The organism is Limnohabitans sp. (assembly GCF_044361645.1).
Classification (GTDB): Bacteria; Pseudomonadota; Gammaproteobacteria; order Burkholderiales; family Burkholderiaceae_C; genus Limnohabitans_A.
Genome location: NZ_JBIKIL010000008.1, coordinates 24,643 through 48,731, shown reverse-complemented (window position 1 = coordinate 48,731; position 24,089 = coordinate 24,643). Strand labels below are relative to the sequence as shown.

22 protein-coding genes are annotated in these 24,089 nt (G+C 62.0%); 18 read left to right on the top strand and 4 right to left on the bottom strand.

Annotation, left to right across the window (positions count from 1 at the left end; all coding sequences use genetic code 11):
* Positions 1-4 precede the first annotated feature (4 nt).
* Positions 5-1,297 (bottom strand): ABC transporter substrate-binding protein, encoded by a 1,293-nt coding sequence (locus ACIQ39_RS02565; RefSeq protein WP_396433043.1) that lies wholly within the window; start codon positions 1,295-1,297, stop codon positions 5-7.
* Positions 1,298-1,649: 352 nt separating this feature from the next.
* Between ACIQ39_RS02565 and ACIQ39_RS02560 the strand changes: the two genes are divergently transcribed.
* The 9 genes from ACIQ39_RS02560 (at position 1,650) to ACIQ39_RS02520 (ending at position 9,590) form a co-directional block, all read left to right on the top strand.
* The gene (locus ACIQ39_RS02560) at positions 1,650-2,840 is read left to right on the top strand and encodes an amine dehydrogenase large subunit (RefSeq protein ID WP_396433042.1); all 1,191 of its coding nucleotides are present in this window, start codon (positions 1,650-1,652) and stop codon (positions 2,838-2,840) included.
* A gap of 14 nt (positions 2,841-2,854) precedes the next feature.
* Positions 2,855-3,448, top strand: a complete 594-nt coding sequence (locus ACIQ39_RS02555) for a MauE/DoxX family redox-associated membrane protein (protein WP_396433041.1) — start codon at positions 2,855-2,857, stop codon at positions 3,446-3,448.
* Between the two features lie 13 nt (positions 3,449-3,461).
* Positions 3,462-4,055 carry a methylamine dehydrogenase accessory protein MauD gene (mauD, locus tag ACIQ39_RS02550; RefSeq protein WP_396433040.1) on the top strand — a complete coding sequence of 198 codons (594 nt, stop codon included), beginning with the start codon at positions 3,462-3,464 and terminating at the stop codon, positions 4,053-4,055.
* 76 nt (positions 4,056-4,131) lie between these two features.
* Entirely contained in the window at positions 4,132-4,677 is a 546-nt protein-coding gene (locus tag ACIQ39_RS02545) for a methylamine dehydrogenase light chain (protein WP_396433039.1), read from the top strand.
* A complete protein-coding gene (locus tag ACIQ39_RS02540) occupies positions 4,674-5,147 on the top strand; it encodes a c-type cytochrome (protein WP_396433038.1) in 474 nt (157 codons plus the stop codon). The genes ACIQ39_RS02545 and ACIQ39_RS02540 overlap by 4 nt, the downstream gene beginning before the upstream one ends.
* Before the next feature lie 32 nt (positions 5,148-5,179).
* The gene (locus ACIQ39_RS02535) at positions 5,180-5,755 is read left to right on the top strand and encodes a c-type cytochrome (RefSeq protein ID WP_396433037.1); all 576 of its coding nucleotides are present in this window, start codon (positions 5,180-5,182) and stop codon (positions 5,753-5,755) included.
* A gap of 132 nt (positions 5,756-5,887) precedes the next feature.
* Positions 5,888-7,573, top strand: a complete 1,686-nt coding sequence (locus ACIQ39_RS02530; protein ID WP_396433036.1) for an AMP-binding protein — start codon at positions 5,888-5,890, stop codon at positions 7,571-7,573.
* A 34-nt stretch (positions 7,574-7,607) separates the two neighbouring features.
* Positions 7,608-8,063, top strand: coding sequence for an SET domain-containing protein (locus ACIQ39_RS02525; RefSeq protein WP_396433035.1), 456 nt, complete (start codon positions 7,608-7,610; stop codon positions 8,061-8,063).
* Between the two features lie 438 nt (positions 8,064-8,501).
* Complete coding sequence (locus ACIQ39_RS02520) at positions 8,502-9,590, top strand: calcium/sodium antiporter (RefSeq protein ID WP_396433051.1); 1,089 nt, start codon at positions 8,502-8,504, stop codon at positions 9,588-9,590.
* 73 nt (positions 9,591-9,663) lie between these two features.
* Here ACIQ39_RS02520 and ACIQ39_RS02515 read toward each other — a convergent pair whose 3' ends face one another.
* Positions 9,664-9,924, bottom strand: a complete 261-nt coding sequence (locus ACIQ39_RS02515) for a VF530 family DNA-binding protein (RefSeq protein WP_396433034.1) — start codon at positions 9,922-9,924, stop codon at positions 9,664-9,666.
* 259 nt (positions 9,925-10,183) lie between these two features.
* Between ACIQ39_RS02515 and ACIQ39_RS02510 the strand changes: the two genes are divergently transcribed.
* Positions 10,184-10,828 carry a LuxR C-terminal-related transcriptional regulator gene (locus tag ACIQ39_RS02510; protein ID WP_396433033.1) on the top strand — a complete coding sequence of 215 codons (645 nt, stop codon included), beginning with the start codon at positions 10,184-10,186 and terminating at the stop codon, positions 10,826-10,828.
* A 31-nt stretch (positions 10,829-10,859) separates the two neighbouring features.
* Here the strand turns inward: ACIQ39_RS02510 and ACIQ39_RS02505 are convergent, their stop codons facing one another.
* Positions 10,860-12,680 (bottom strand): NAD(P)/FAD-dependent oxidoreductase, encoded by a 1,821-nt coding sequence (locus tag ACIQ39_RS02505; RefSeq protein WP_396433032.1) that lies wholly within the window; start codon positions 12,678-12,680, stop codon positions 10,860-10,862.
* A 145-nt stretch (positions 12,681-12,825) separates the two neighbouring features.
* On the opposite strand from ACIQ39_RS02505, the gene ACIQ39_RS02500 reads away from it, so the two are divergent.
* From ACIQ39_RS02500 to ACIQ39_RS02465, 8 genes are all read left to right on the top strand, one after another.
* Positions 12,826-14,061 carry an MFS transporter gene (locus ACIQ39_RS02500; protein WP_396433031.1) on the top strand — a complete coding sequence of 412 codons (1,236 nt, stop codon included), beginning with the start codon at positions 12,826-12,828 and terminating at the stop codon, positions 14,059-14,061.
* Positions 14,062-14,312: 251 nt separating this feature from the next.
* Positions 14,313-16,076, top strand: coding sequence for an AMP-binding protein (locus ACIQ39_RS02495; protein WP_396433030.1), 1,764 nt, complete (start codon positions 14,313-14,315; stop codon positions 16,074-16,076).
* Positions 16,077-16,096: 20 nt separating this feature from the next.
* Positions 16,097-17,008, top strand: a complete 912-nt coding sequence (locus ACIQ39_RS02490) for a bile acid:sodium symporter family protein (RefSeq protein ID WP_396433029.1) — start codon at positions 16,097-16,099, stop codon at positions 17,006-17,008.
* 392 nt (positions 17,009-17,400) lie between these two features.
* Positions 17,401-18,204: a xanthine dehydrogenase accessory protein XdhC gene (xdhC, locus tag ACIQ39_RS02485; protein ID WP_396433028.1), complete on the top strand. Its 804-nt coding sequence runs from the start codon at positions 17,401-17,403 to the stop codon at positions 18,202-18,204.
* Between the two features lie 275 nt (positions 18,205-18,479).
* A complete protein-coding gene (locus ACIQ39_RS02480; RefSeq protein ID WP_396433027.1) occupies positions 18,480-19,700 on the top strand; it encodes a urate hydroxylase PuuD in 1,221 nt (406 codons plus the stop codon).
* A gap of 138 nt (positions 19,701-19,838) precedes the next feature.
* Positions 19,839-20,822: a tripartite tricarboxylate transporter substrate binding protein gene (locus ACIQ39_RS02475; protein WP_396433026.1), complete on the top strand. Its 984-nt coding sequence runs from the start codon at positions 19,839-19,841 to the stop codon at positions 20,820-20,822.
* A 9-nt stretch (positions 20,823-20,831) separates the two neighbouring features.
* Positions 20,832-21,305, top strand: a complete 474-nt coding sequence (locus ACIQ39_RS02470; RefSeq protein WP_396433025.1) for a tripartite tricarboxylate transporter TctB family protein — start codon at positions 20,832-20,834, stop codon at positions 21,303-21,305.
* 53 nt (positions 21,306-21,358) lie between these two features.
* Positions 21,359-22,852, top strand: coding sequence for a tripartite tricarboxylate transporter permease (locus ACIQ39_RS02465; RefSeq protein ID WP_396433024.1), 1,494 nt, complete (start codon positions 21,359-21,361; stop codon positions 22,850-22,852).
* A gap of 111 nt (positions 22,853-22,963) precedes the next feature.
* Here ACIQ39_RS02465 and ACIQ39_RS02460 read toward each other — a convergent pair whose 3' ends face one another.
* On the bottom strand, positions 22,964-24,022 hold the full coding sequence (locus tag ACIQ39_RS02460) for an Ldh family oxidoreductase (protein ID WP_396433023.1): 1,059 nt from the start codon (positions 24,020-24,022) through the stop codon (positions 22,964-22,966).
* Between the last annotated feature and the right edge of the window lie 67 nt (positions 24,023-24,089).

The window sequence follows — 24,089 nt, the reverse complement described above, 5'->3', positions numbered from 1 at the left end:
GGCGTCACTTCATCCAAGGCGCGGCTTTGAAGGCCGATTCCTTCAGCACCTCGGGCGCAATGATGCGGTGCTGCCCGCCCTGCACCTGGAAGAACAGGTGGGCAATGCCTTCCTCCAATTTTTGCGTTTCCAGCGGGTAATGCAAGGGGGCTTGGTTGGGGTTGTCAAAGCGGTAATGGCCATTCACGCCCCGGTAGCGCAGGCGCTTGATGGCTTGGTTCACGGCCGCGAAGTTTTCGGGCTCGGCCTGCGCCCAGGCGTTGGCCAGCAACTGCACCGTGTCATAACCCCCGCCGGTGTAGACCAGGCCCATGACACCGCCTTTGGACAGGTATTCGGCCTTGTATTGGTCGCGGAAGGTCTGGCCTTGTTTGTCGGCGTAAACGCCATACACCGTGCCCCAGACCATGCCCTCGGCCGCCGGGCCTGCCAGGGTCAAGAACTCGGGCTGCGAGGGGCCGTATTGCAGGTACACCAGCGCGCCGGGCACCGGGTTGGCGGCAAACTGTTTGGCAAAAGCCGCCAGCTCGGCCGCCACCCAATGGTTGATCATGATCACACCGGCACCGGTCCTCTTCAGATCTTGCATGACCGGGCCCCAATCCTGCACCGGAAACTGGATTTGCGTGACCTTGGCCACCTCGTACTTGCCGCGCGCCTTGAACTGGGCCTCGGCCGATTGGGTGATGGTCTGGGTGTAGGCGATTTGTTCGGTGACGATGTGCACTTTGCGGTTGACCGGCTTCCAAGCGCCACTGGCCTCCATTTGTTCGCAAAACAAGGGAAAGCCTGCGCCGTAAAACGTCTCGGGCGGATCGATCTGGTAGATGTGGTCGTATCGCTTGGGGTTCTTGCGCACCAAATCCAGCGATGCCTGTTGCGTGTTGCCGTGCAGGTAAGGCGCTTTGTAATTGGCCACCGTGGTCATGGCCGGCACGGGGATCAGCACAAAGGGCGAAGCAATCGCCTGCACCTTGGCATCGATCAGTTTGCGAAAGGCCGCTTGTGTGCCCTCGGGCGTCATGATGTCGATGTCCACCACCCTGAGCTCGATGGGGCGGCCTTTGACGCCCCCGGCGGCGTTGATTTGTTTGGCGGCCAACTTGGCACCGTTCAAGTAGTCGGCGTGGTCGGCCACACCCGCTGGCCCGCTTTGCGCTATCGGCAAGCCGATGCTGATGGGTTTGCCCTTGGCTTGGGCCTGTGCCAGCGAGGGCCAAGCGGCTGCGGCCGCGCTGGCCCCCAGCGCTTGCAACACGGTGCGGCGAGGAACGGGGAAGGGGAAAGGCTGTGTCATGTTGTCTCCAAAGTTTGGGGTTTTGAACAGGTCGCAGTCTAGGCAGCGCGCGCCGCGCGCGCCACCGTTCAAAAGCACCAAGGGAATCTCCCCCGGGTCGTTCAATTGAACCAAGCACAAACCCGAACTTCCTTCTGAAAACAGACAGCCTGCAGCGCGACTGAGGCCTGATTGCACCGGACCCCCCTCATTTGGACGATGGACGGGGCAGGCCTTTGTTTCCTAGCATCGGTCCAGCCACTTTCCACAAGCTGTGTTGTCAAGCTGCGGAAAGCCTTCACCCCGATTCGGTCGATGCCAGCGTGTACGCCGGGTCTGGGTGCTTCCCCCAAATTCTGTGAGGAGACCGGTCATGGACCGCAACAACGCCCTGAAAAAAGCAGCCTTGAAAAACACTGCGCTGCTGGTGGCCGGCTGGGGACTGTGCTTGGCCTGCCTGGCGCAGCCCAAGCCGCCCGAGTTGCCCGCAGAAACCCTGGAGCCCAGCACCTTGGAGGGGCGCAGTCCAAACCGGGTTTACGTCGCCGACATCGCCATCAGCCACATTGCCGATGGCCGCATCCGCATTTTTGATGCCGTCAACGGCCGCTTTTTGGGCATGGTGTCCACCGGCTTTGCCGGCAATTTTGCGGTGAACCCGGCCGCCCAAGAGCTGTACGTGGCCACCACCTACCTCAGCCGCAGTTACCGGGGTGAGCGCATCGATGTGCTGGAGGTTCACGACACCACCTCGCTGGGCTTCAAGTACGAGGTGCAGCTGCCGCCCCAGCGGGCGCAGGCCTTGAACTACCGCGGCTTGGTGTCGCTCACGGCCAATGGGCGTTTTGTCTTGGTGCAAAACGCCACACCGGGCACCTCCATCACCGTGGTGGACCTGCAAAATCGCCGCGTTGCCAGCCAAATCGACACGCCTGGCTGCTGGGGCTCCTTGCCCGCGAGCAGCCACCCGGCCAGGTTTTCCATGCTGTGCGGCGACGGAAAAGTGGCCACCGTCACACTCGACGAGGACGGGCAGTTGGCCGATCGCGGCGTGACCGACAAGGTTTTTGATCCCGATGGCGATGCTTGGTTCCACCACGCCGAGCAGATCGGCGACCGTTTCTTCTTTTTGTCGTTCCAAGGCGTTTTGACCGAAATGAACCTGGGCGGTGCGACGGGCCAAGTCGTGCGCCAAAAGGGTTTGGTGGATGCGGCCTCGCGCAAGGCCGGCTGGCGACCAGGTGGCTACCAAAACTTTGCGGTGCACCCCAACGGCCGCTGGCTGGTGGCCGCCATGCATGCCAAGGGTGCAGAGGGTTCGCACAAATTCCCGGCCGAAAAACTCTGGGTGGTGGACATGGCCACGGGCCAGCGCGTGGCCACGCACCCGGGCTCGGGTGCGGTGTCCTTGACCTTCTCGCGCCAAGGCGAGCGTTTGCAAGCCCTGGACGGCCTGACCGGTGCCATGCAGGTGTGGCGCTTTGCCAGCCCGCAGCGCTGGCTCAAGCAAACCCGGGTGGTCAAGGCCGGTGAAGCCGCTTTGCACCTTGAGTCGCACGACTGAGCCGGGTGCTTGCCATGACGCCATTGAACCCAGAGGCCTTGACCGCTCTGCACCCTTTTTTGACAGGCTGGGAACTGAGCCCGCTGGAGCCGCTGCTGGTGTGGATTCCTACCGCCTGGCTGGCCTTGTTGTGGGCGCACGCGGGCGTGAGCCAGCTGCTGGACCGCCAATTGTTTTTGCAGCATTTGGCCGCCTACCGTGTGCCATGGGTCTGGTTGACCCCCATGAGTTGGGCCTTGCCACTGCTGTCCTTGGCCGTGGCGCTGAGTTTGGTCAGCCCCTTGCGCCCTTTGGGCGCGGCAGGCGCAGCGGCTTTGTTGTTGAGCTACGCGGGTGCCATGGCATGGCACTTGGCGCGCGGCCACCGCTTGGACTGCGGCTGCGGCGGCGAGCCGCTGCGGGTGAGTGCGGCGCTGGTGCTGCGCAACCTGGGCCTGGTGCTGCTGGCCGGTTTGAGTGCGCTGCCGGTGCAGGACCGCGCGCTCACGCCGATGGACGGCGCTGTGCTGGTGCTTGCGCTGCTGGTGGGCGGGGTGTTGTGGCTGGTGTTTCACCAACTGCTGCGCAGCCAGCGCCCCGATCTTGTTTCTCATGCTTCACGCCATTGACTGGAGAGTTTTCATGGATGCTTTGACCCTTTCTACCCTGTTGCTTTGGCTGGCTGTGCTGGTGCTGGCCGTCATGTTGTGGGCGCTTTCGCGCCAAGTGGGCGTGCTGTTCGAGCGCGTCGCCCCCATGGGGGCGCTGGTGACCGACTCGGGCCCGGCGGTGGGGGCCGCCGCGCCCAGCTTGTCGCTGGTGGGGCTGCAGTCCGAGCCGGTGCAGATCGGGGGGCCGCAAGCCAAGGCCACGCTGGTGTTCTTTTTGGCCCCCACCTGCCCGGTCTGCAAAAAGCTGATCCCGGTGCTCAAGGGCTTGGTGCGTGACGAATCGGCAGACATGCAGCTGGTGCTGGCCAGCGATGGCGATGCCGATCACCTGGGCTTTGTGCGCGAACAAGGCCTGCAAGACATGCCCTATGTGCTGTCCACCGAGCTGGGGCTGGGCTTTCGCGTCTCGCGCCTGCCGTATGCGGTGCTGATGGACCGGCAAGGCCTGGTGGTGGCCAAAGGCTTGGTGAACAGCCGCGAGCAACTCGACAGCTTGCTCAATGCCCACGACATGAAAGTGCCCAGCATCCAGCAGTACTTGGGCGAGCCCGCCAGCGCTGCCTGATGGCCCGAGCCCACCACCTTGAACCCGTCTTGAACCCGTCTTGAACCCGTCTTGAGTCTGCCTGAAGGAGCACCCCATGAATTGGCTTTTCAACATCGTTGACCGCGTCACCGAGCGCAGCGTGCGCCAAGTCGCCCACCGCCATGGTCGGCGCAGTTTCATCACCCGCTTGGGCACGGGCTTGGTGGGCGGCGCCTTGCTGCCCATGTTGCCGTTTGACCGCAGTGGGCAGTTTGGCGCGGCCCATGCCGCTGGCGCGGGTGCCGCGCCCAAAAACGCCAAGAAGTCTGACCCCACGCAGTGCGATTACTGGCGTTATTGCGCCATCGACGGTTACCTGTGCACTTGTTGTGGCGGCAGCTTGACCACCTGCCCACCCGGCACCGAGGTGTCCAAGGTGTCCTGGGTGGGCACTTGCTTGAACCCGGACGATGGTCGGCATTACTTGGTGTCTTACAACGACTGCTGTGGCAAAGGCTCTTGCGGCGAGTGCCTGTGCAACAACAACGAGCGCGAGCGGCCAGGTTACCGCCTCGGTGTGCACAACGACATCAACTGGTGCATGGCCAACACCAACTCCATGTTCCATTGCACCACGGCCATCATTGTGGGCACCGCATGAAGACGGTGCTGCTGGGGGCCATCGCTGGCTTGCTGCTGGGCAGCGGCTGGGCACTGGCGCAGTCAGCCCCGACGCCATCACCGCAGTCGCAGTCCCCGGACGGTGCGGCGCTGTATGCCCAACACTGCGCAGCCTGCCACCAAACCACCGGTGTGGGCACGCCAGGCTTGGCACCCGCGATCAAGGGCGCGCACTGGGCCCAGCTGGGCCAGACGCCGCACTACCTGGCCAGCGTTGTGCTGCACGGTTTGTCGGGTCCCATCGTGGTCGATGGCCAACGCTTTGTGGGCGTCATGCCGGGCTTTGCCAGCAGCTTGAGCGACCCCCAGTTGTGGGCCGTGATGGCGCATGTTGCGCAGCTGCAAGGCCGAACCGCCGCGCCGCAAGACGCGTCGGCTTTGGCCCAATGGCGCAGCGCAGGCGGCAACCCCAGCAGCACCCGCGCTTTGCGGGAAAAAACACTGCGCTGATGGCCATGCGCTGCTTGCGAGCCCTTGGCTGGATGAGCGCACTGAGCAGTGCGCTGAGTTGCACGCTGGCCAGTTCGGTCTGGGCACAAGACAAGCTGCACCGCAGCTTGCACACCGTCACCGGCCACCAGGTGGTGTTGCGGCCCGACGCCCCCACCCTCGCCAAGGTCAGCGGTGCGCGCTCGCTGTATGTCTTGCACTGCGCGGGCTGTCATGGCTTGGGTGGGCAAGGCACTTACAGCGCCAAGGTGCCAGACCTGCGGGGCATGGGGCAGTTTTTAGGCTTGCCGGGCGGGCGTGGGTTTTTGTTGCGCGTGCCAGGCGTCATGGGCTCGGGTTTGGACGACGCGCAGGTGGCGGCGGTGCTGAACTGGTTGCTGGACGGCATGGCCCGCCAAAGCCGCCCCCCCGATCAGCCAGCCTTCGCTGTGGCCGAAGTCAGCCAAGCCCGGCGCACGCCCTTGGCCGATGTGATGGCTGAGCGCAGGCGTTTGGAGGCCTTGTTGGGCGAGCCATCCGGGGCGCACAGCGGGGCGCACAGCGGGGCGCACACTGCGCCTGTTTCGGGTACGCTACGCTCAGGCGCTGCGCCCAGCCAAGCCCCCTAGCGATGGCCGTAAGAGATGACCGTTAGAGGTGGCCCCTGCCGTGTGGGTTCGCCCCGCGCTGGACCCGCTTGATTTTTCAGACCTTGTGCCCTGTTCATACCCCTGCCCACACCCTTAGCCATGAGCACACCCATGACACAGCTTTCTGCCTTGCCCCACCCCCGCAGCCCCATGGCGGGCCTGTCCCATGTTCAGGGCCTGGTCGATGCGCCCTTGAGCGATGCTTGTGTGCACGCCTTGTTGGCCCACACCGTGCAGCGCTGGCCAGAGCGTGACGCGGCCATTTTTTGCGCCGAGGGCGTGCGCTGGACTTGGGCCGAGCTGGGCCGCCAAGTCAACGCCGCCGCCGCGGCCTTGCATGCCCATGGTGTGCGGCGTGGTGACCGGGTGGGCATTTGGTCACCCAACCGTTCGGAGTGGTTGGTCACACAATTTGCCACCGCCCGTTTGGGGGCCATCTTGGTCAACATCAACCCCGCCTACCGCGTGGCCGAGTTGGCCTATGCGCTGAACAAGGCGGGGGTGTCGGTGCTGGTCAGCGCCAGCCGTTTCAAAACCAGCGATTACCTGGGCATGCTGGTGCAATTGGGTTTTGGTGGCGCTGACACCCAACTGCCTGCATTGCGGCAAGTGATTCGATTGGGTGCAGGGGGCCATGAGGGCATGCTCGATTGGTCAGCCTTGCTGGCACAAGGCCACACCCAGCTGCCCCATGCACAAGAGCTGAACGCGCACCAGCCGATCAACATCCAGTTCACCAGTGGCACCACGGGCGCGCCCAAGGGGGCCACGCTGACGCACCACAACATCGTCAACAACGCCATCGCGGTGGCCGACTGCATGCGGCTTTCTGAGCAAGACCGCCTGTGCATCCCGGTCCCGCTGTACCACTGCTTTGGCATGGTGTTGTCGGTGCTGGCCTGCACCTCGGTGGGGGCGGCCATGGTGTTTCCCGGCGAGGGCTTTGACCCCTTGCAAACACTGGCCGCGGTGCAGGACGAAAGCTGCACCGCCTTGCACGGCGTGCCGACCATGTTCATTGCCGAACTCGAGCACCCTGAATTTTCAAAGTTTGATTTGCGCAGCCTGCGCACCGGCATCATGGCGGGGGCGCCCTGCCCGATGGAGGTCATGCGGCGTGTGCAGTCGCTGATGCACATGCGCGAGGTGACCATTGCTTATGGCATGACCGAGACCAGCCCGGTCAGCTTTCAAAGTGCCACCGACGACCCGCTGGACAAACGCGTCACCACCGTGGGCCGTGTGCTGCCGCATTTGGAGGTGCGCATCGTGGACGCACAGGGCCAGACCGTGCCGGTGGGTGAAACGGGTGAGTTGTGCACCCGGGGCTACTCGGTCATGCAGGGCTATTGGGACGAGCCCGAGCGCACGGCCGACACCATCCGGGACGGCTGGATGCACACCGGCGACTTGGCCACGCTGGACGCCGACGGTTACTGCAACATCGTGGGACGCCTCAAAGACTTGGTGATTCGCGGGGGCGAGAACATTTACCCGCGCGAAATCGAAGAGTTTTTGTTTCGCCACCCCAAGGTCGCCGCAGCGCAAGTTTTCGGCGTGCCCGATGCGCGTTATGGCGAGCAGCTGTGTGCTTGGGTGGTGCCGCGCCCGGGGGCCGATTGCTCAGAGCAAGAGTTGCGCAGCTTTTGCGAGCAAAACATCGCGCACTACAAGGTGCCGCGCTACATCCGGCTGGTGGCAGAACTGCCGGTGACCGTGACAGGCAAGCCGCAAAAGTTTTTGATGCGCGAGGCCATGGTGGCCGAACTGGGCCTGGCAACGCCCCCCACGGCTTGAGGGCCAAGCTGCTTTGCCCCGACCCCCAGCTGTTTTGCGCACTTCCAGCGATTTCCCAGCCATTTGGGTGCACGCCTCTGGGGTGCACGGCCAAGGCGTGTTCGCCACCCGGCATCTGGCCGCCGGCGAGCGGGTGGTGGAATACGTGGGCGAGGTGATCAGCATGTCCGAGGCGATTGCCCGCCACCCGCACGACGCGGCCAACCCGGACCACAGCTTTTACTTTCACTTGGACGATGGCCGGGTGATCGATGCGCTGTACGGCGGCAACGACTCGAAATGGATCAACCACTCCTGCCGCCCCAACTGCGTGCCCGAGGAGGTGCACAGCCGTATTTTCATTCTGACGCGCAGACCGGTCTTCAAGGGGGAGGAGCTGAGTTTTGACTACGGCCTGTTCAGCGATGAGCCGATGACCCCGGCTTTGAAAGCCCGTTACGCCTGCCGCTGTGGCGCCCCCAAGTGCCGGGGCACGATGCTGTCGGACTGAGCGGGGCCGCGATCCACCGCGATCCATCTCGTCTTGATTTTTGTCTCGGGCCGTTTTGCAATCTGTCAGCTGGAACTGGCTTTGGCAATGGGCAAGCGGTGCACACTGGATCACCGGTCTTTGCCCGGGGTGGCAAAAACAAACTGGGCTGGCCACCAAGCCCGGGCGAGCAAACCATCGACAGATCGGGCGCCGCCACACAGGCTGTGCCCATGGGCGGTGCAGATGCACAGGGGTTCAGCCTTGGGCCTTGAGGACGCGTTTGGGCTTGGGGTCATGGCCTGCTCAGACCCTTGGCCTCAAGAAAATGAGACCGCTCAAGTGAGGCTATGCGTGGATGTCAGCTCAGAAGGTGTCAAACTCTGCACTTTGCCTGTCACAGTGGGGTCTTGAAGCTGCCCATGCTCACCCATTTTTTCTCTGAGTACATACCAAATGATCCATTTATTCATGTTCATGGCCGGGCTGATCAGCTTGGTCGCGGGGGCCAATTTGTTGGTTCGAGGGGCCAGCAAACTGGCGCTGTCTTTTGGAATCTCGCCCTTGGTGGTGGGCTTGACCATTGTGGCCTTGGGCACCAGTGCACCTGAAATCGCGGTGTCGGTGGCCTCGGTGCTGGAGGGCAAGAGCGACATGGCGGTGGGCAATGTGGTGGGCAGCAATATTTTCAATGTCTTGTTCATTTTGGGCTTGAGCGCCTTGATCGTGCCCATGGTGGTGCACCGCCAGTTGATACGCCAAGAGGTGCCGATCATGTTTGGCGTGAGCTTGCTCATGGCCATGATGGCCTTGGATGGTCTTTTTCAGATGTGGGAAAGCCTCATGTTGGTGCTGTTGTTGGTGGCCTACACCAGCTTTTTGGTGGTGCAGTCGCGCCGCGAATCGGCCCTTGCCAAAGCGCTGGCTCAAGGCGGCGATGAGTTGGAGACCGAACTGCAGGCCCCAGTGCCTGGCGCTTGGGACGCCAAGCTGCCCGTGCAGCTGGCGCTGATGGGGGTGGGTTTGGTCTTTTTGGTACTGGGCTCCGACTGGTTGGTGAGTGCAGCGGTGGTTTTTGCCAAGGCCTTGGGCGTGAGCGATGTGGTGATTGCGCTGACCATCGTGGCGGCCGGCACCTCGATGCCCGAGGTGGCCACTTCGATCACTGCGGCGCTCAAAGGTGAGCGTGACATTGCGGTGGGCAATGTGGTGGGCAGCAACATCTTCAACATTTTGGGTTGCTTGGGCCTCAGCGGTTTGGTCGCGGGCAGCGCAGGCTTGGTGGTGGCGCCGTCATTGTTGGCCTTTGACATTTGGGTCATGTTGGCGGTCGCGCTGGCGTGTTTGCCCATGTTCATCACCGGCGGTGAGATCGCTCGCTGGGAAGGTGGCGTTTTTGCAGGCTATTACGTGGCCTATGTGGCCTATTTGATTTTGGCGGCGCAGGAGCATGCTGCGCTGGGCACCTTCAGCACGGTGATGCTGAGTTTTGTGGTGCCTTTGACACTCATCACTTTGGTGGTGTCGGTGGTGCGCAGGCGCGCTTGAGGTCGGCCTCTTTGCGCTGAGCCTCGTCTTGTCAGGGCTTGGCCTTGACCCTGGCAAACACCACAAGGCCGCATCAATCCTTGAGTTTTTGCCGTTTTTGCTCGCGCAGCATGAACAGGTACAGGCTTTCCACTTTGTCGCGCGCCCAAGGGGTTTTGCGCAAAAATTTCAAGCTGGAGCCGACACTGGGATCGTGCGTGAAGCAACGAATGGGCATGTGCTGCCCCAGACCGTCCCAGCCATAAAAATCGGCCAATTGGGTGACGATGCTCTCCAGCGTCAAACCATGCAGAGGGTTGCGCGCTTGTGTGGGTTTCGCTTCGGGTGTTGGCATGGCAGGCTGTTGGGCAGAGGTGGGGTCGGCATTTTGCGTACGGGATTGTCTTCGCAAATGGCCACAGCGAGACAGGGTGTGGGCGGCGTGCGAGGCGTCTGCTGAGCGGCTTGGTGCGGCATCGAACAGTCAACAGCCCTTTCGCTGGCTAAGCTGGGCCGCTCAGGGATGCGGATTTGGCGTGGCCAGCACTTGTCAAGCGCTGGCCGCAGCCCACATCGGTCTTGGGCTTGTGATTTTTGAAGAAAGGGGCTTCGCCATGGCAGTCCGCGTCTTGTTATCGTCCAAACACAAAGTGGTCTGCGAGGGCATTGCCGCCGTATTGCGCACCCACCACGATATGAACCTGTTAGGCATGGCCGAGACCGACGACCAAACACAGTCGCTGTGCGCCGAAATGGCCCCCGATGTGGTGCTGCTGGGCCTGCACGACAACGGTTCCCAAAATTTGTCTTTGATGCAAAAAATGGCGACCCAGCAGCCCGGTCAACGCGTGGTGGCGTTCTCGGGCGATTCGGACCGGCTCTCGGTCATTGAAATTTTGGACGCCGGCGCCATGGGCTACGTGTCGACCACCAGCAGCATGGACGAGTTGATGTCGGCCATTCGCGCCGTGGCGGGTGGACGGACCTACCTGTGCCAAAGCGCAGCTTCTGAAATGATGGCCTCGGTACGCAAGTTTCGCTCGGGCGATCAGCCTGTACGCGGCAGCTTAGGGGGCCGCGAGGCGCAGGTGTTGCGCTTGGTTGCAGACGGGTTTTCTTCGAAAGAAATCGCCCGCAACTTGCTGATTGCACCCAGCACGGTGGAGGTGCACCGGCGCAACATCATGCGCAAGGTGGGCTTGCACAAAGTGGCGGACCTGACCCGTTATGCCATTCGCAACCAGTTGGTGTCGGTCTAGCGCCTGACGCGCGCGCCTGGGCAGTTGGCTTTTACAAAGCCTCTGCGGCGCATTGGCAAGCCAAAGACTCGGCCACTTTGATGCCGTCTACCCCCGCCGACAAAATGCCACCCGCATAGCTTGCGCCTTCGCCAGCCGGGTACAGGCCCCGGGTGTTGGTGCTTTGGTGGTCGTCGCCACGCGGAATGCGCAGGGGCGAGGAGGTGCGCGTTTCCACCCCGGTCATGACCGCGTCATGCATGTCGTAGCCCTTGATCTTGCGGCCAAACACCGGCAGCGCTTCGCGCATGGCATCGACCGCGTAGCCCGGCAACACATCGGCCAGATCGACCAACTTCACGCCGGGCTTGTAAGACGGCTGCACGCTGCCCCACAGGGTGGAAGGCCGCTCAGCCAAAAAGTCACCCACCAGTTGGCCGGGTGCTTCGTAGTTGCTGCCGCCCACTTCAAAGGCGCGGGTTTCCAGCTGACGCTGCAGCACGATGCCCGCCAGCGGGTGCGCGGCAGGCGGGTGTTGTGCCGCCAAGGCCTGGGCTTGCAGCGCCAGCGCCGTGCCGTCTTGGTCGCCAAAGGCGGCCCGCCATGCGGCGCTGTCCAAGGGGTAATCGGGTGGGTCAATGGCCACCACCATGCCGGCGTTGGCGTTGCGCTCATTGCGCGAGTACTGGCTCATGCCGTTGGTCACCACACGGCCTGGTTCGCTGGTGGCGGCCACCACGGTGCCGCCGGGGCACATGCAAAAGCTGTAGACGGCGCGGCCGTTTTGCGCGTGGTGCACCAGCTTGTAGTCGGCCGCGCCCAGCAGCGGGTGGCCTGCGTGGCGGCCCCAACGGGCCTGGTCGATCACGCTTTGGGGGTGCTCGATGCGCACGCCGATCGAAAATGCTTTGGCCTGCATGGCCACGCCCCGCCGGTGCAGCATGACAAAGGTGTCGCGCGCGCTGTGTCCCAGGGCCAGCACCGCGTGGCGCGTGGGCAGGGTGTAAGTTTGGCCTGTGCGCAGCGCTTGCACTTGCAGGCCGGTGAGCTGCTGGCCCTCAGCGCTGGGCGAAAGCAGCACATCGCTGACGCGCTGCTCAAAACGGATCTCACCGCCCAAAGCGATGATTTGCCCGCGCATGTGCTCGACCACTTTGACCAGCTTGAAAGTGCCGATGTGCGGGTGCGCGGCATACAAGATGTCGGCGGGCGCCCCCGCCTTGACGAACTCATCCATCACCTTGCGGCCCAGGTGGCGCGGGTCTTTGATTTGGCTGTAAAGCTTGCCGTCGCTGAAGGTGCCAGCGCCGCCTTCGCCAAACTGCACATTGCTCTCGGGGTTGAGTAGCTTTTTGCGCCACAGGCCCCAGGTGTCTTTGGTGCGCTCGCGCACCGGTTTGCCGCGTTCCAGCACGATGGGCCGAAAGCCCATTTGCGCCAAGGCCAGCGCCGCGAACATGCCGCAGGGCCCAAAGCCCACCACCACCGGGCGCTGGCCCTCACACGCGCCAAAATCTGCCGGGGCTTGGCAGGGCGGGTGCCAGGCCATGTCGGGCGTGGCTTGAATGTGCGGGTGGGCCTCGAACTTGTGCAGCAAGCGGCCTTCGTCCAGCGCATCGGCCAGCGACAGGTCCACGATGTACACCGCCAGCAGATCGGCCTTGCGGGCGTCAAAGCTGCGCTTGAAGACCTTGAGTGTGGCGATGTCGGCAGTGCCGATGCCCAGTGCCTGAGCTGCCAGTTGGCGCAGCGCGTCGTTAGGGTGGGGCGTGGGCAGCCGGTCTTGGTCGGTCTCGGACGGCGCATCGGCGGCGCGGCGCGCATCCACCGGCAGGGCCGACAAAGGGAGTTTGAGTTCTGAGATGCGGATCATGGCGGTCTTCTGTGGCTTGTGGTTATCAAGCAAGCGGTGCCAATTATCACAGGCCGCTCGTCACGTGCAGAGTGGGCCTTGTTTAAACTGCGCATGGATTGACCTGCACAGGGCTGGCCTTGGGGTCCAAAAGATGGAGTTGACCATGACGCACACCACCGCAGCAGCAGCACCTGCACCCGCTGCTTTCGCCGATCACCCGCGCACGGTGCGGGGCTTGCTCAACATCGCCCACGCGCTGGACCACTTGTTTTTGTTGATTTTTGCGGCGGCTGTCAGCACCATCGCGGTCGACATGGGCTTGGCCCAATGGCAAGACCTCATGCCCTATGGCGCGGGGGCGTTTTTCATGTTTGGTTTGGGCGCTTGGCCCGCAGGTCGCTTGGGCGATTTGTGGGGCCGCCGCAGCATGATGCTGATCTTCTTTTTTGGCATGGGTGCAGCCGCTGTCTTGACCGCCTTCGCGCAAACGCCCTGGCAGTTGGCAGCCTGTCTGACTTTGATCGGCGTGTTCGCATCGATCTACCACCCGGTGGGCATTCCCATGCTGCTGGAGCGTTCGTCCAATCCGGGCGCGACGATTGGTTTCAATGGCCTGGCGGGCAATTTGGGTGTGGCGGTGGCGGCTTTGCTCACCGGCTTTTTGATTCAATGGCTGGGCTGGCGTGCAGCCTTTGTGGTGCCGGGCGTGGTGGCCATGCTGTGTGGGCTGGTGTTTGCCCGTGTCTGCCCGCGCGAGCAGTCGGCCCCTGCCCAGCGGTCTGGCGGGGCCAAGGTGCATTTGCCTGCGCCCATGCTGGTTCGGGCCTTGGTGGTGATGACGGCAGCGGCCATCACCAGCAGCGTGTTGTTCAACTTCACCACCAACGGCAACGGCTTGTTGCTGGCCGAGCGTTTCCAAGGCGTGATGCAGGACCCGGCCGCTTTGGGTTTGTTGTTGGCCTTGGTCTATGCCCTGGCCTCGGTGGCGCAGGTGGTGGTGGGCCAATTGCTCAACCGCTTCCCGCTCAAGCCTTTTTTCATGTGCATGGTGGTGGCGCAAATTCCCATGCTGGTGTTGGCCTCACAGGCGCAGGGCTGGTGGCTGTTTGCAGCCCTCACCGGGGTGATGGTGTTCATTTTCGGGGCCATCCCATTCACCGATTTCATGATTGCCCGTTATGTGGACGACCGCTTGCGCTCGCGTGTTTCGGGCATGCGGTTGGGCGTGTCTTTTGCAGTCAGCTCTTTGTCGGTATGGGCTTTGGGGCCGGTGGTCAAGGCCATGGGCTTTGGCAGTTCGCTGCTGCTGTTGGCGGGCTTTTCGATGACCACGGTCTTGATCTTGAGCTGGCTGCCCAGCGTGGCCCACGAACAAGGCCTCGGCTCAGCACCCGGATAAGCGCGGGTGCGGTGTTTGCCCTCTGGGCCCAAAATCTCGATCAGGGAAAACACCCACTCCGCCTGGGTGGTGATGGGGCATCCGGGGCCTGAATGCGTCAATAATGGCGGCTCATTGCACACCGCAGTGGGGCCCTTCGGGTGTGCAAGGCCGCGCTGGCTTGGTGCCACGCGCCGCACGCGCCAACACCCGTTTGTGCCTGCTCGGCCCCTGACAGGTCCGTCCGTTTTACCCTTTCCCCAAGGACTTCCATGAGTTTCACCCCAGACCCCACGAGCGCCATGCGCCCGTGGCAAACGGTTTACCCCCAAGTGGGCATCGTCCCCGATTTGCCTGCGCCCGAGCACCCCAGCTTGGCGCATTTTGTGCATGACCATTGCACCCGCTGGGCGCGTGACAGCCAAGCCAAGGCGGCGTTTACCTGTGTGGTGCCCAATGGCATGAATGGCAGTTTGGGTTTTGCAGAGGTGGATGCTTTATCGGATGCGTTTGCAGGCTATTTGCGCGGCACTTTGGGTCTGGCCCGGGGCGACCGTGTGGCGGTGCAGTTGCCCAACAGCTTGTCTTACCCGGTGGTGGCCTTTGGCGTGCTCAAGGCCGGTTGTGTGTTGGTCAACACCAACCCGCTCTACACCGTGAGCGAGATGGTGCAACAGTTCAACAACTGCCAGGCCAAGGCCTTGGTGGTGGTCGACATGTTTGCCGATAAATTGCCCGAAGTTTTGGCACAAACCGGTGTGCAGCACATGGTGTTGGCGGGGGTGCCAGAGTTTTTCCCGGCCATTCCGCGCGGCATCATCCGGGGTGTGCAAAAGGTCTGGAACAAAGTCTTGCCCGCCGTCACCGTGCCGCATGTGCGCCTGCAAACGGCACTGGAATTGGGCCAGGCCAGCTTGGCCGAACACCCAGCCAAAAGCTATTGGCAAGACCTTCAGCCGCAGGATTTGGCTGTGTTGCAGTACACCGGGGGCACCACGGGTGTGAGCAAGGGCGCGATGCTCAGTCACGGCAATTTGTTGCACAACGTGCAGCAGATGTTGGCCATGGGAGCGACCCACATGAGCCCCGGCAAAGAGTGTGTCTTGACGGCGCTGCCGCTGTACCACATCTTTGCCTTCACGGCCAATTTGCTGGGCTTCTTGTCCATCGGGGCGCACAACATTTTGGTGCCCAGCCCGCGCCCGGTGCAAAACCTGCAACGCGCCGTCGAAAATTACCCCATCACGTGGATGACGGGTGTGAACACCTTGTTCAATGGGCTGCTCAATGAAGAGTGGTTTTTGGCCTACCCGCCCAAGCACCTGAAAGCCTCCATCGCTGGTGGCACCGCCTTGCACAGCGCCGTGGCGCTGCGCTGGCGCGAAGTCACCGGCACCCCCATTGCCGAAGGTTATGGCCTGACCGAAACCTCGCCGGTGGTGAGTTTCAACCCCTTGAGTGGCGAGCCCCGATTGGGCAGCATCGGCATTCCTGCACCGGGCACCGATGTGCGCTTGGTGTCTGAGGCCGGGCAAGACGTGCCCGTGGGCGAGCCTGGCGAGATCTGGGTGCGTGGCCCGCAAGTCATGCAAGGCTATTGGCAAAACGAGGCAGAAACCGCCAACGTGATGCGGGACGCTTGGTTGGCCACAGGCGACATCGGCGTGATGGATGCAGAGGGTTTCTTCCGCATCGTGGACCGCAAAAAAGACATGGTGTTGGTGTCGGGCTTCAACGTCTACCCCAACGAGGTGGAAGACGTGATCGCCCAGATGGACGCGGTGCTCGAGGTGGCCGTGGTCGGCACGCCCGACGAGCGCACCGGTGAGGCCGTTCGCGTCTATGTGGTGGCCAACCCGGACCATGCTGGGCAGCTGCGCGCCGAAGACGTGTTGGCGCATTGCCAACAACACTTGGCCGCCTACAAGCGGCCCAGCTCGGTGGTGCTGCGCGAGGAACTGCCCAAGTCCCCGATTGGCAAGGTGCTGCGCAAAGACCTCAAAGCCGAAGTCAACAATGAATTCAATCGCGCCTGAGCGCCACAGCGGAGTTTGATATGGTCACCGAATTTGAAACCAAACTGCTGGGCGTGATGATGATGGTCATCATGATGGGCATGGGCGCATCGCTCACTTGGCGCGACTTTTTGATCGCCTTTCGCAAGCCCAAGGGTGTGCTGGTGGGCGTTTTTTGCCAGTACGGCATCATGCCGTTCTTGGGTTTTGCCATGGCCATGGCGCTTGACCTGCCACCCGCGCTGGCGGTCGGCCTGATCTTGATGGCCTGCATGCCGGGGGGCACCACCTCCAACATCTTTGCTTATTTCAGCAAAGGCGTGCTGGCGCTGTCCATCATGATGACCAGTGTGTCGACTCTGGTGGCGCTGGTCATGGTGCCCGCCTTGCTGGAGTTTTATTCGCAAGCCGCTGGCATCAGTGGCGACTTCAAGATACCGGCCGGCAATGTGGCGCAGGTGTTGGTGGTGCTCTTGGTGCCCACTTTGATCGGCATGGGTTTACGCAAGATGAGTCCCAACATCGGTGCCACCATCGAGCTGCTGGGCGGCTTTTTGGGCATCTTGGTGATCTTGTTTTTGGTTGTGACTTGGATACCGCGCAACCACCAACTGCTGGCCACCACGCCTTGGACGGTTTATTTCGCGGCCATTGGTCTGGGCTTGATCGGCATGGCTTTAGGTTATGGCTTGGCGCGCTTGCTGCGCCAAGACGCCAAGCGCAGCCGAACCATCGCTTTGGAGACCGGCATTCAGAACGGCCCGCTGGCAATTTTGATCGTGACCTTGAGTTTTGCGGGCAGCATGCAACAAGACATTTTGCTGATTCCGGTGCTGTACTCGCTGTTCATCGTGATCAGCAGCAGCATTGTGACCGTGGTGTTTCGCCGCCGCAGCGACCGCGAAGCTTTGGCGCGCGACCAGGCCAAGGCGGGGCAGATGGCCTCTTCCTAGCGCGGCCCCTTTGGCTTGGGCGATGGCTTGGGCGATGGCTTGCGGGCTTGCGGGCTTGCGGGCTTGCGCGAATCACGCGCTGCCCTGGCACAAGCCCTCGGTCGGGTCCTTCGGTCAGTGTGTCGGGCTGAAACTGGCCGCTGTGCTGCCACAAGCACGCGTCGGTGCAAGTGACTTGGCTCAGTTACAGGGGCAAAGGCCAGGGCCTTGCAGCTTTGACCAAGTGCGCAATGTTTGGCATGACTTGGGGTACGTGGCGCGTCGCATGCGTTCTGTGCACCGATCGGACTGCGCCATGCCAGTCCTGCCTGTTGGCATACTCAAGCTTTGGCCGGCCTTGAGGCATTGAGCCGCCCGCTTGGCGCGCGGCTTATGGAGAAATGGAACAGCTTGTGAATGGGATCAAGTCAGCGTTGGCGCGTTTGGCGCATGAGGCGGCGGTGCAGGTGAGCGTGCAGGCCACGCAGGGCTCGGTGCCACGTGGGCCGGGCACCCACATGCTGGTGTTCAGCCGTGGCGAGGCGGGCACGATTGGTGGTGGGCATCTGGAGTTTGAGGCGCTGGCGCATGCGCGGCGCTGCTTGGCCGGCGAGTTGGTTTCAAGCCACATGCGCCAAGTGCTTGGCCCCAGTCTGGGGCAGTGCTGCGGCGGGGTGGTGGAGTTGGTGTTTGCACGGGTCGATGCCAAGGATGTGGCCCGTTTGCGCAGCCAGTTGTTGCCGCCGCGCACGCCTTTGGCCTTGTTCGGTGGTGGCCATGTGGGCCGCGCGATTGTCAACACCTTGGCGTGCCTGCCATTTGAGGTGCGCTGGATCGACAGCCGGGACGAGATTTTCCCGGACGATGTGCCCGACGAGGTGGACTGTGAGCACTCCAATCCGGTGCAGGCGGCGGTGGCCGATTTGGCCCCTGGCAGCCGTGTGCTGGTCATGAGCTTCAGCCACGCCGAGGACCTGGACATCGTGATCGCTTGCCTGAAACGCCAGCGTGAGCGGGGTGATTTGCCCTTTGTGGGCCTGATTGGCAGCGCCACCAAATGGGCCACTTTTGGCCATCGCCTGCAAGCGCGTGGTTTCAGCGCGTTGGAAATCGCCCACATCACCTGCCCGATTGGCGTGCCTGGCATCACCGGCAAAGAGCCCGAGGTCATCGCCGTGGCGGTGGCGGCGCAGCTCCTGCAAAGGGCTGGAAAGTGAGCATGCGCCTGCAGACGCCATAGGGGGTCTGTGCTGAACTCAAAAAGTGGCGGCGCGCTCAAAGCTTGCGAGATCCAAACACACCAGAACACGGCAGGCGTGCTCAGGTTCTGAGCTCCGGCGGGTCCTCGTGCAGTTGGGCACTGGATTTGGCACCGCAAACTGTATACACTCGGGTGCACTGGTCGCAGCGGCGCAGGAGCCCCCGGGTTCATGTTCGCGGCCGATTACCCACTCACAGGGCCCGCGGTGGTGAGTGGGTCGGAGATTCCTTGATGGAAACGTATCTGCTGGAATGGGCCAATTTGTTGTTGCGATGGGTGCACGTCATCACCGCCATCGCCTGGATTGGCTCCTCGTTTTATTTTGTCTTTCTCGACAACAACCTGCAAAAACCCAACTCACCGGACCTGCTCGAAAAAGGCGTAGGTGGCGCCATGTGGGCGGTGCACGGTGGTGGTTTTTACAACCCGCAAAAGTACATGGTGGCCCCCAAGCTCATCCACACCAAGTTGCACTGGTTTTATTGGGAGGCCTATTCCACCTGGTTGACCGGCTTTGCCCTGTTCACCGTGCTCTACCTGTGGAACGCTGGCACGTTTTTGATCGACAAATCGCTGATGGATTGGACGCCCGTCATGGCAGGTTCTGCAGCGGTGGGTTCTTTGGTGATTTTTTGGTGGGTGTACGACGCCATTTGCCGGATTTTTGGTTTTCGCAAAAACGGTGAACTGATCGTGGCCGGCTTGATGATCGTGGTGGTGGGCTTGGCTTCGTGGTTGGCCAACGAGTTGTTTGCCGGCCGCGCCGCCTTTTTGCTGGTGGGCGCGATGATCGCCACCGCCATGAGTGCCAATGTGTTCTTCTGGATCATTCCCGGTCAACGCAAAGTGGTCGCGGCCATGACTTCTGGCCAAGCTTATGACGCCAACGCCTTGGCCATTCATGGCAAACGCGGCAAGCAGCGCAGCGTGCACAACACCTATTTCACGCTGCCCGTCATCTTTGCGATGCTGAGCAACCATTACAGCTTTTTGTACACCCACGAACAGCGCTGGGTGCTGCTGTTTGTGATGATGCTGGCCGGGGCCCTGATTCGCCAATTTTTTGTGCAAAGGCACGCCTTTCACTTGGGTCGGGCGGCCAACCCATGGCCTTTTGCCGCAGTGGGTGTGCTGATGGTGGTGGGCGTGATGGTGGCTTTGCGACCCGCACCCGCCGCACCGGCGGTCGCATCGGCGCTGCCTGCGCCGGCGGCGGGTTTTGTTCAAGTGCAAAGTCTGCTGAACCAACACTGCATCGCTTGCCATGGTGCGCAAGTGCAAATGAAAAACGTGCGCTTGGACAGCCCTGCGTTGATCAAGCAGCATGCCCAAAACATTCACCAGCAAGTGGTGGTGACCAAGCAAATGCCCATGGGCAATGCTGCTGGATTCACCGAAGAAAACCGTGCACTGTTGGGACGTTGGTTCATGGCGGGTGCAGTGGTGGACTGAGGGGTGCGGGCCAGGTCAGGCAGTCGCCAGAGTTACTGGCGATATGGTTGACCCTATTGGTATGACGTTCGAATGGGTATAAATTTTGCCTTGGTTGGTCCTTGTGCGATCGGCCTTTCAAATCAATTGGAGACCCTCATGTTCATTCGCTCACGCCGTACCTTGGTGGCCAGTGCTGTTGCTGGCTTGGCTTGCCTGGCTGCTGCCATGCCTGCCGCTGCGCAAAACTACCCCACCCGACCTATCACCATGATCGTGCCTTGGGGTGCTGGTGGCGGCACCGATGCGGTGGCCCGCATCATCGCCAGCTTGCTCGAGAGAGATTTGGGACAGCCCGTTAACGTGGTCAACCGCACGGGCGGCAGCGGCGTGGTGGGTCATGCGGCGATTGCTGCGGCCCCCGCCGATGGTTACACCATCGGTCTGGCCACCGTCGAGATCGGCATGATGCACTGGCAAGGCCTGACCCAACTGACGGGTGCTTCTTACACCCCCATCGGTTTGGTCAATGCCGACCCTGCGGGGATTCAAGTGCGCGCTGACGCGCCGTACAAAAACGTCAACGAATTGCTGACCGCCATCAAGGCCAACCCCGGCAAGTTCAAAGCCTCGGGCACCGGCCAAGGCGGCATCTGGCATTTGGCGATTGCCGGTTTGTTGCTGGACCAAAAAATCGATCCGGCCGCATTGCCTTGGGTGCCCAGCAACGGTGCTGCCCCCGGCTTGCAAGACATGGTGGCTGGCGGCGTGGAAGTGGCCCCAGTGTCTTTGCCTGAAGCGCGTTCGCTGATTGACGCGGGCAAGGTCAAAAGCTTGGCCATCATGAACGACAAGCCCTCTGCGCTGTACCCCAATGTGCCTACGCTCAAGTCGGCCACGGGCAGCAATTGGACCATGGCCGCTTGGCGCGGTGTGTTGGCACCCAAAGGCCTGCCCGCACCCATTCAGGCCAAGCTGGCAGAGTCGGTGCGCAAGGTGGTGGCCAGCAAAGACTACACAGATTTCATGAGCAGCCGTGGCTTGGGCGTGTTGTATGCCGGACCCGAAGACACCGCGAAGTTCATGGCCAAGTCGGATGCCGAAATGGGCGTGACCATGAAGGCTGTGGGCCTGGTCAAGTAAGTCGGTTTTATGAAAATCAACGACGCCTTTTGGGGCGCGTTGTTCATGGCCTTGGGCGCTGCGGTGCTCTGGGCTGTGCGCGACTACCCCAACATCCCGGGCCAGCCTGTTGGCCCCGCACTTTTTCCGGGGCTGATCGCCATGGGCTTGTGTCTGGCGGGTGCCATCTTGCTGTGGCAGGGTTGGCGCAAGCGCACCGAGGCGCCTTGGCTGGTTTGGGAGGCTTGGGTCCACTCGCCCCGGCACCGCAATGCCTTGGCCGTGCTGCTGGGCTCGGTGGTTTTCTACATTGCGGTGTCTGAGCGTTTGGGGTTTTTTCTCACCGCGGCGTGCATGATGCTGGCGCTTTTTCGGGCCTTGCAGTTGCCTTGGCGCAAGTCGGTATTTTGGGCTGTTTTGGCCACCTTGGCGGTGCACTTTGCCTTTTACAAATTGCTGCGCGTGAATTTGCCTTGGGGCGTGTTGACGCCCATTGCATGGTAGTGCGTCGGCGTTTTTTCGGCCTGTTGGCTGTGTCAGTCTGAGGATTCTTCCCTATGTGGACAGCCGTTGGTCAAGCCTTCTCGATGGTCTTTGAGCCCTACACCTTGATGGTGATGGTGCTCGCTGCTTTTTATGGTTTGTTTGTCGGCTCGGTGCCCGGGCTGACCGCCACCATGGCCACGGCCTTGTTGGTGCCTGTCACCTTTTTCATGCCGCCCATTCCTGCTGTGGCGGCGATGGTCACGGCCACCGCCATGGCGATTTTTTCGGGCGATATACCGGGTTGTTTGTTGCGCATACCGGGCACACCTGCGTCTGCAGCTTATGCCGACGAAGCGTATGCCATGACGCGCAAGGGCCAAGCCGAAAAAGCCCTTGGTGCGGGCTTGGTGTTTTCAGCCGTAGGGGGCTTGTTTGGCACGATGGTGCTGATTTTGGCGGCGCCTGCTTTGGCCGAATTTGCCCTGAACTTCAGCTCCTTTGAGTATTTTTGGTTGGTCTTGCTGGGCCTGACCTGTGCGGTCTTCATCTCCACCGGTTCGCCGCTCAAGGGCTTGGTGATGTTGTCTCTGGGCTTGCTGGTGGCCTGCATTGGCCTGGGCAACCCGGCCGGTTTTCCGCGCTTTACTTTTGGCAATGCCGAAATGACAGGCGGCATCGGCTTGATCGCCATGATGATCGGCATGTTTGCCATCTCTGAAATCATCCGCTACGTGGTGGACACCAACCCGCCCGCCGAGCTGGTGGTCGAGGAAGTGGGGGGGGTGCTCAAAGGCCAATGGGCCTTGGCCAAAAAATACCCTAAGCAAATTTTGCGCGGCAGCGTGTTGGGCACGGCGGTGGGCGCTTTGCCGGGCGCGGGTGCTGACATCGCAGCCTGGATGTCCTACGCTGTCAGCAAGAAATTTTCAAAAGAGCCCGAAAAGTTTGGCACAGGCCATGTGGAAGGCATTGTGGAGTCGGGCTCGGCCAACAACAGCGCCTTGGCGGGATCGTGGATTCCGGCTTTGGTGTTTGGCATTCCCGGTGACTCGATCACGGCCATTGTGATCGGTGTTCTTTACATGAAAAACATGAACCCTGGTCCGACCTTGTTCACCACCAATCCGCAAAACATTTATGCCGTGTTTTTGCTCTTCATCATGGCCAACCTGATCATGATTCCCTTGGGCATTTTGTGCATCAAAGTGGCTAAGCGCATCTTGCTGGTGCCCAGAGACATCCTGATGCCGATGATTTTGTTGTTTTGCGTGGTGGGTACTTTTGCCATCAACAACTCGGTGTTTCAAGTGGGGGTGATGCTGGTGGCGGGTATTGCCGCTTACCTGCTGGAGGCCAACAAATTCCCAGTGGCTCCGGCCATATTGGGTGTGGTGCTGGGCAGCATGCTGGAAGAAAACTTCATCACCTCCATGATCAAGAGCGATGGCGATTTGACGGCCTTTGTGTCGCGCCCGATTGCCATGTCCTTGGCCATTTTGACGGTGCTGGTTTGGTTTGCCCCCTTGTTGTTGCGCGCTTTGCGCAAACCTGCGGCGGTGGGGTGATGCTGGCGCTTTTGACACGGCGTCCCGGGCCAAAGTCCGGGATGTAGCGCGCAGCGCAGCCCTTGGCAAAGGCCTGCTGTGCGCGCATCACAAGGCCACCTGCACACGCCCTCACAAGGGCTGTGGTGGCTTGATGTTGAATTTGTCGGCCCAGGGCTGCAGCATGGGCATGATGTTGGGGTACAGCGCCAGGCCTTGGGCTGCGCTGTCGGCTTTGAGCTTCAGGCCGCGCTCGCCTGGCGTGCGCACCCAGCGGTCGGGCTGGGCGGGCCGCGAGGCATGGCACTGGCGTGACACTTCGTCCATCTGGGTATTGAAAGCGCTTTGGCCCGCAAAAGCGCGCGGGTCCATGATCTGCAAGAACACCGTGGCACCCCAGCCTTCTGGCGCGTCGGCCCTGCCGTGGCCGGCCAAGCCGCCGGTCAAGGCCTCGACCATCCAACTCAGGCCGTAGCCCTTGTGGCCCGAGTCCATGCCGCCCAGGGGCAAGATCGTGCCCTTGGGTTCGTGGAACAACACCGCCGGGTCGCGGCTGGGCTGGCCGTGGCCATCCATCACCCATTCAGCCGGCAGCAAGCCGCCTTCTTTGTGCAGGCGGTTGGTCATGCCGTTGGTGGTGGACGAGGTGGACACGTCGATCAGCACCGGAATGCCCGATGTGGGAATGCCCACCGACATGGGGTTGGGGGTGAAGACCGGGTCCAGCCCGCCAAAGGGCGCGATGCTGGCGGCGTTGGGGTCTGAGCAATGCAGCAGCATCAAAAAGCCCTGATCGGTCACGCGCTGGTGGTAAGCGGCAAGACAAGCGATGTGGTGGCTGCGCCGAATCACCACCGTGCAGGTGCCTTGCGTGCGTGCGCGCTGGCTGGCCAGTTCGATGGCTTGCAGCACGAGCCAAGGGCCGGGCAGGCGCTGCCCGTCCCAAGTCACTGCGGCCGAGTGGTCCGACACCACCAGGGCTTGGCCGTCTTTGCGCATCTTGCCCGCCTCCAGTTCGGCCAGGTAAGGGGCCAGCAAAGCCAGGCCGTGCGTGGTGTGGCCCAGCAAGTCGCCTTCCAGCAGCACATCGGCCACGGCCTGGGCTTTGTCGGGCGGCAAGCCCGCGGCTTGCAAGAGGTGGTCGGCGAAAGCCTGCAGGTGAGAGGTGTTGTAGTGCATGCTGGGCATCATAAAAAGAAGCCTCTCAAGTGCTGTCGCCACCTCGACTCGCTGCGCGCTGGCCCGGGCCTTGGTCAGG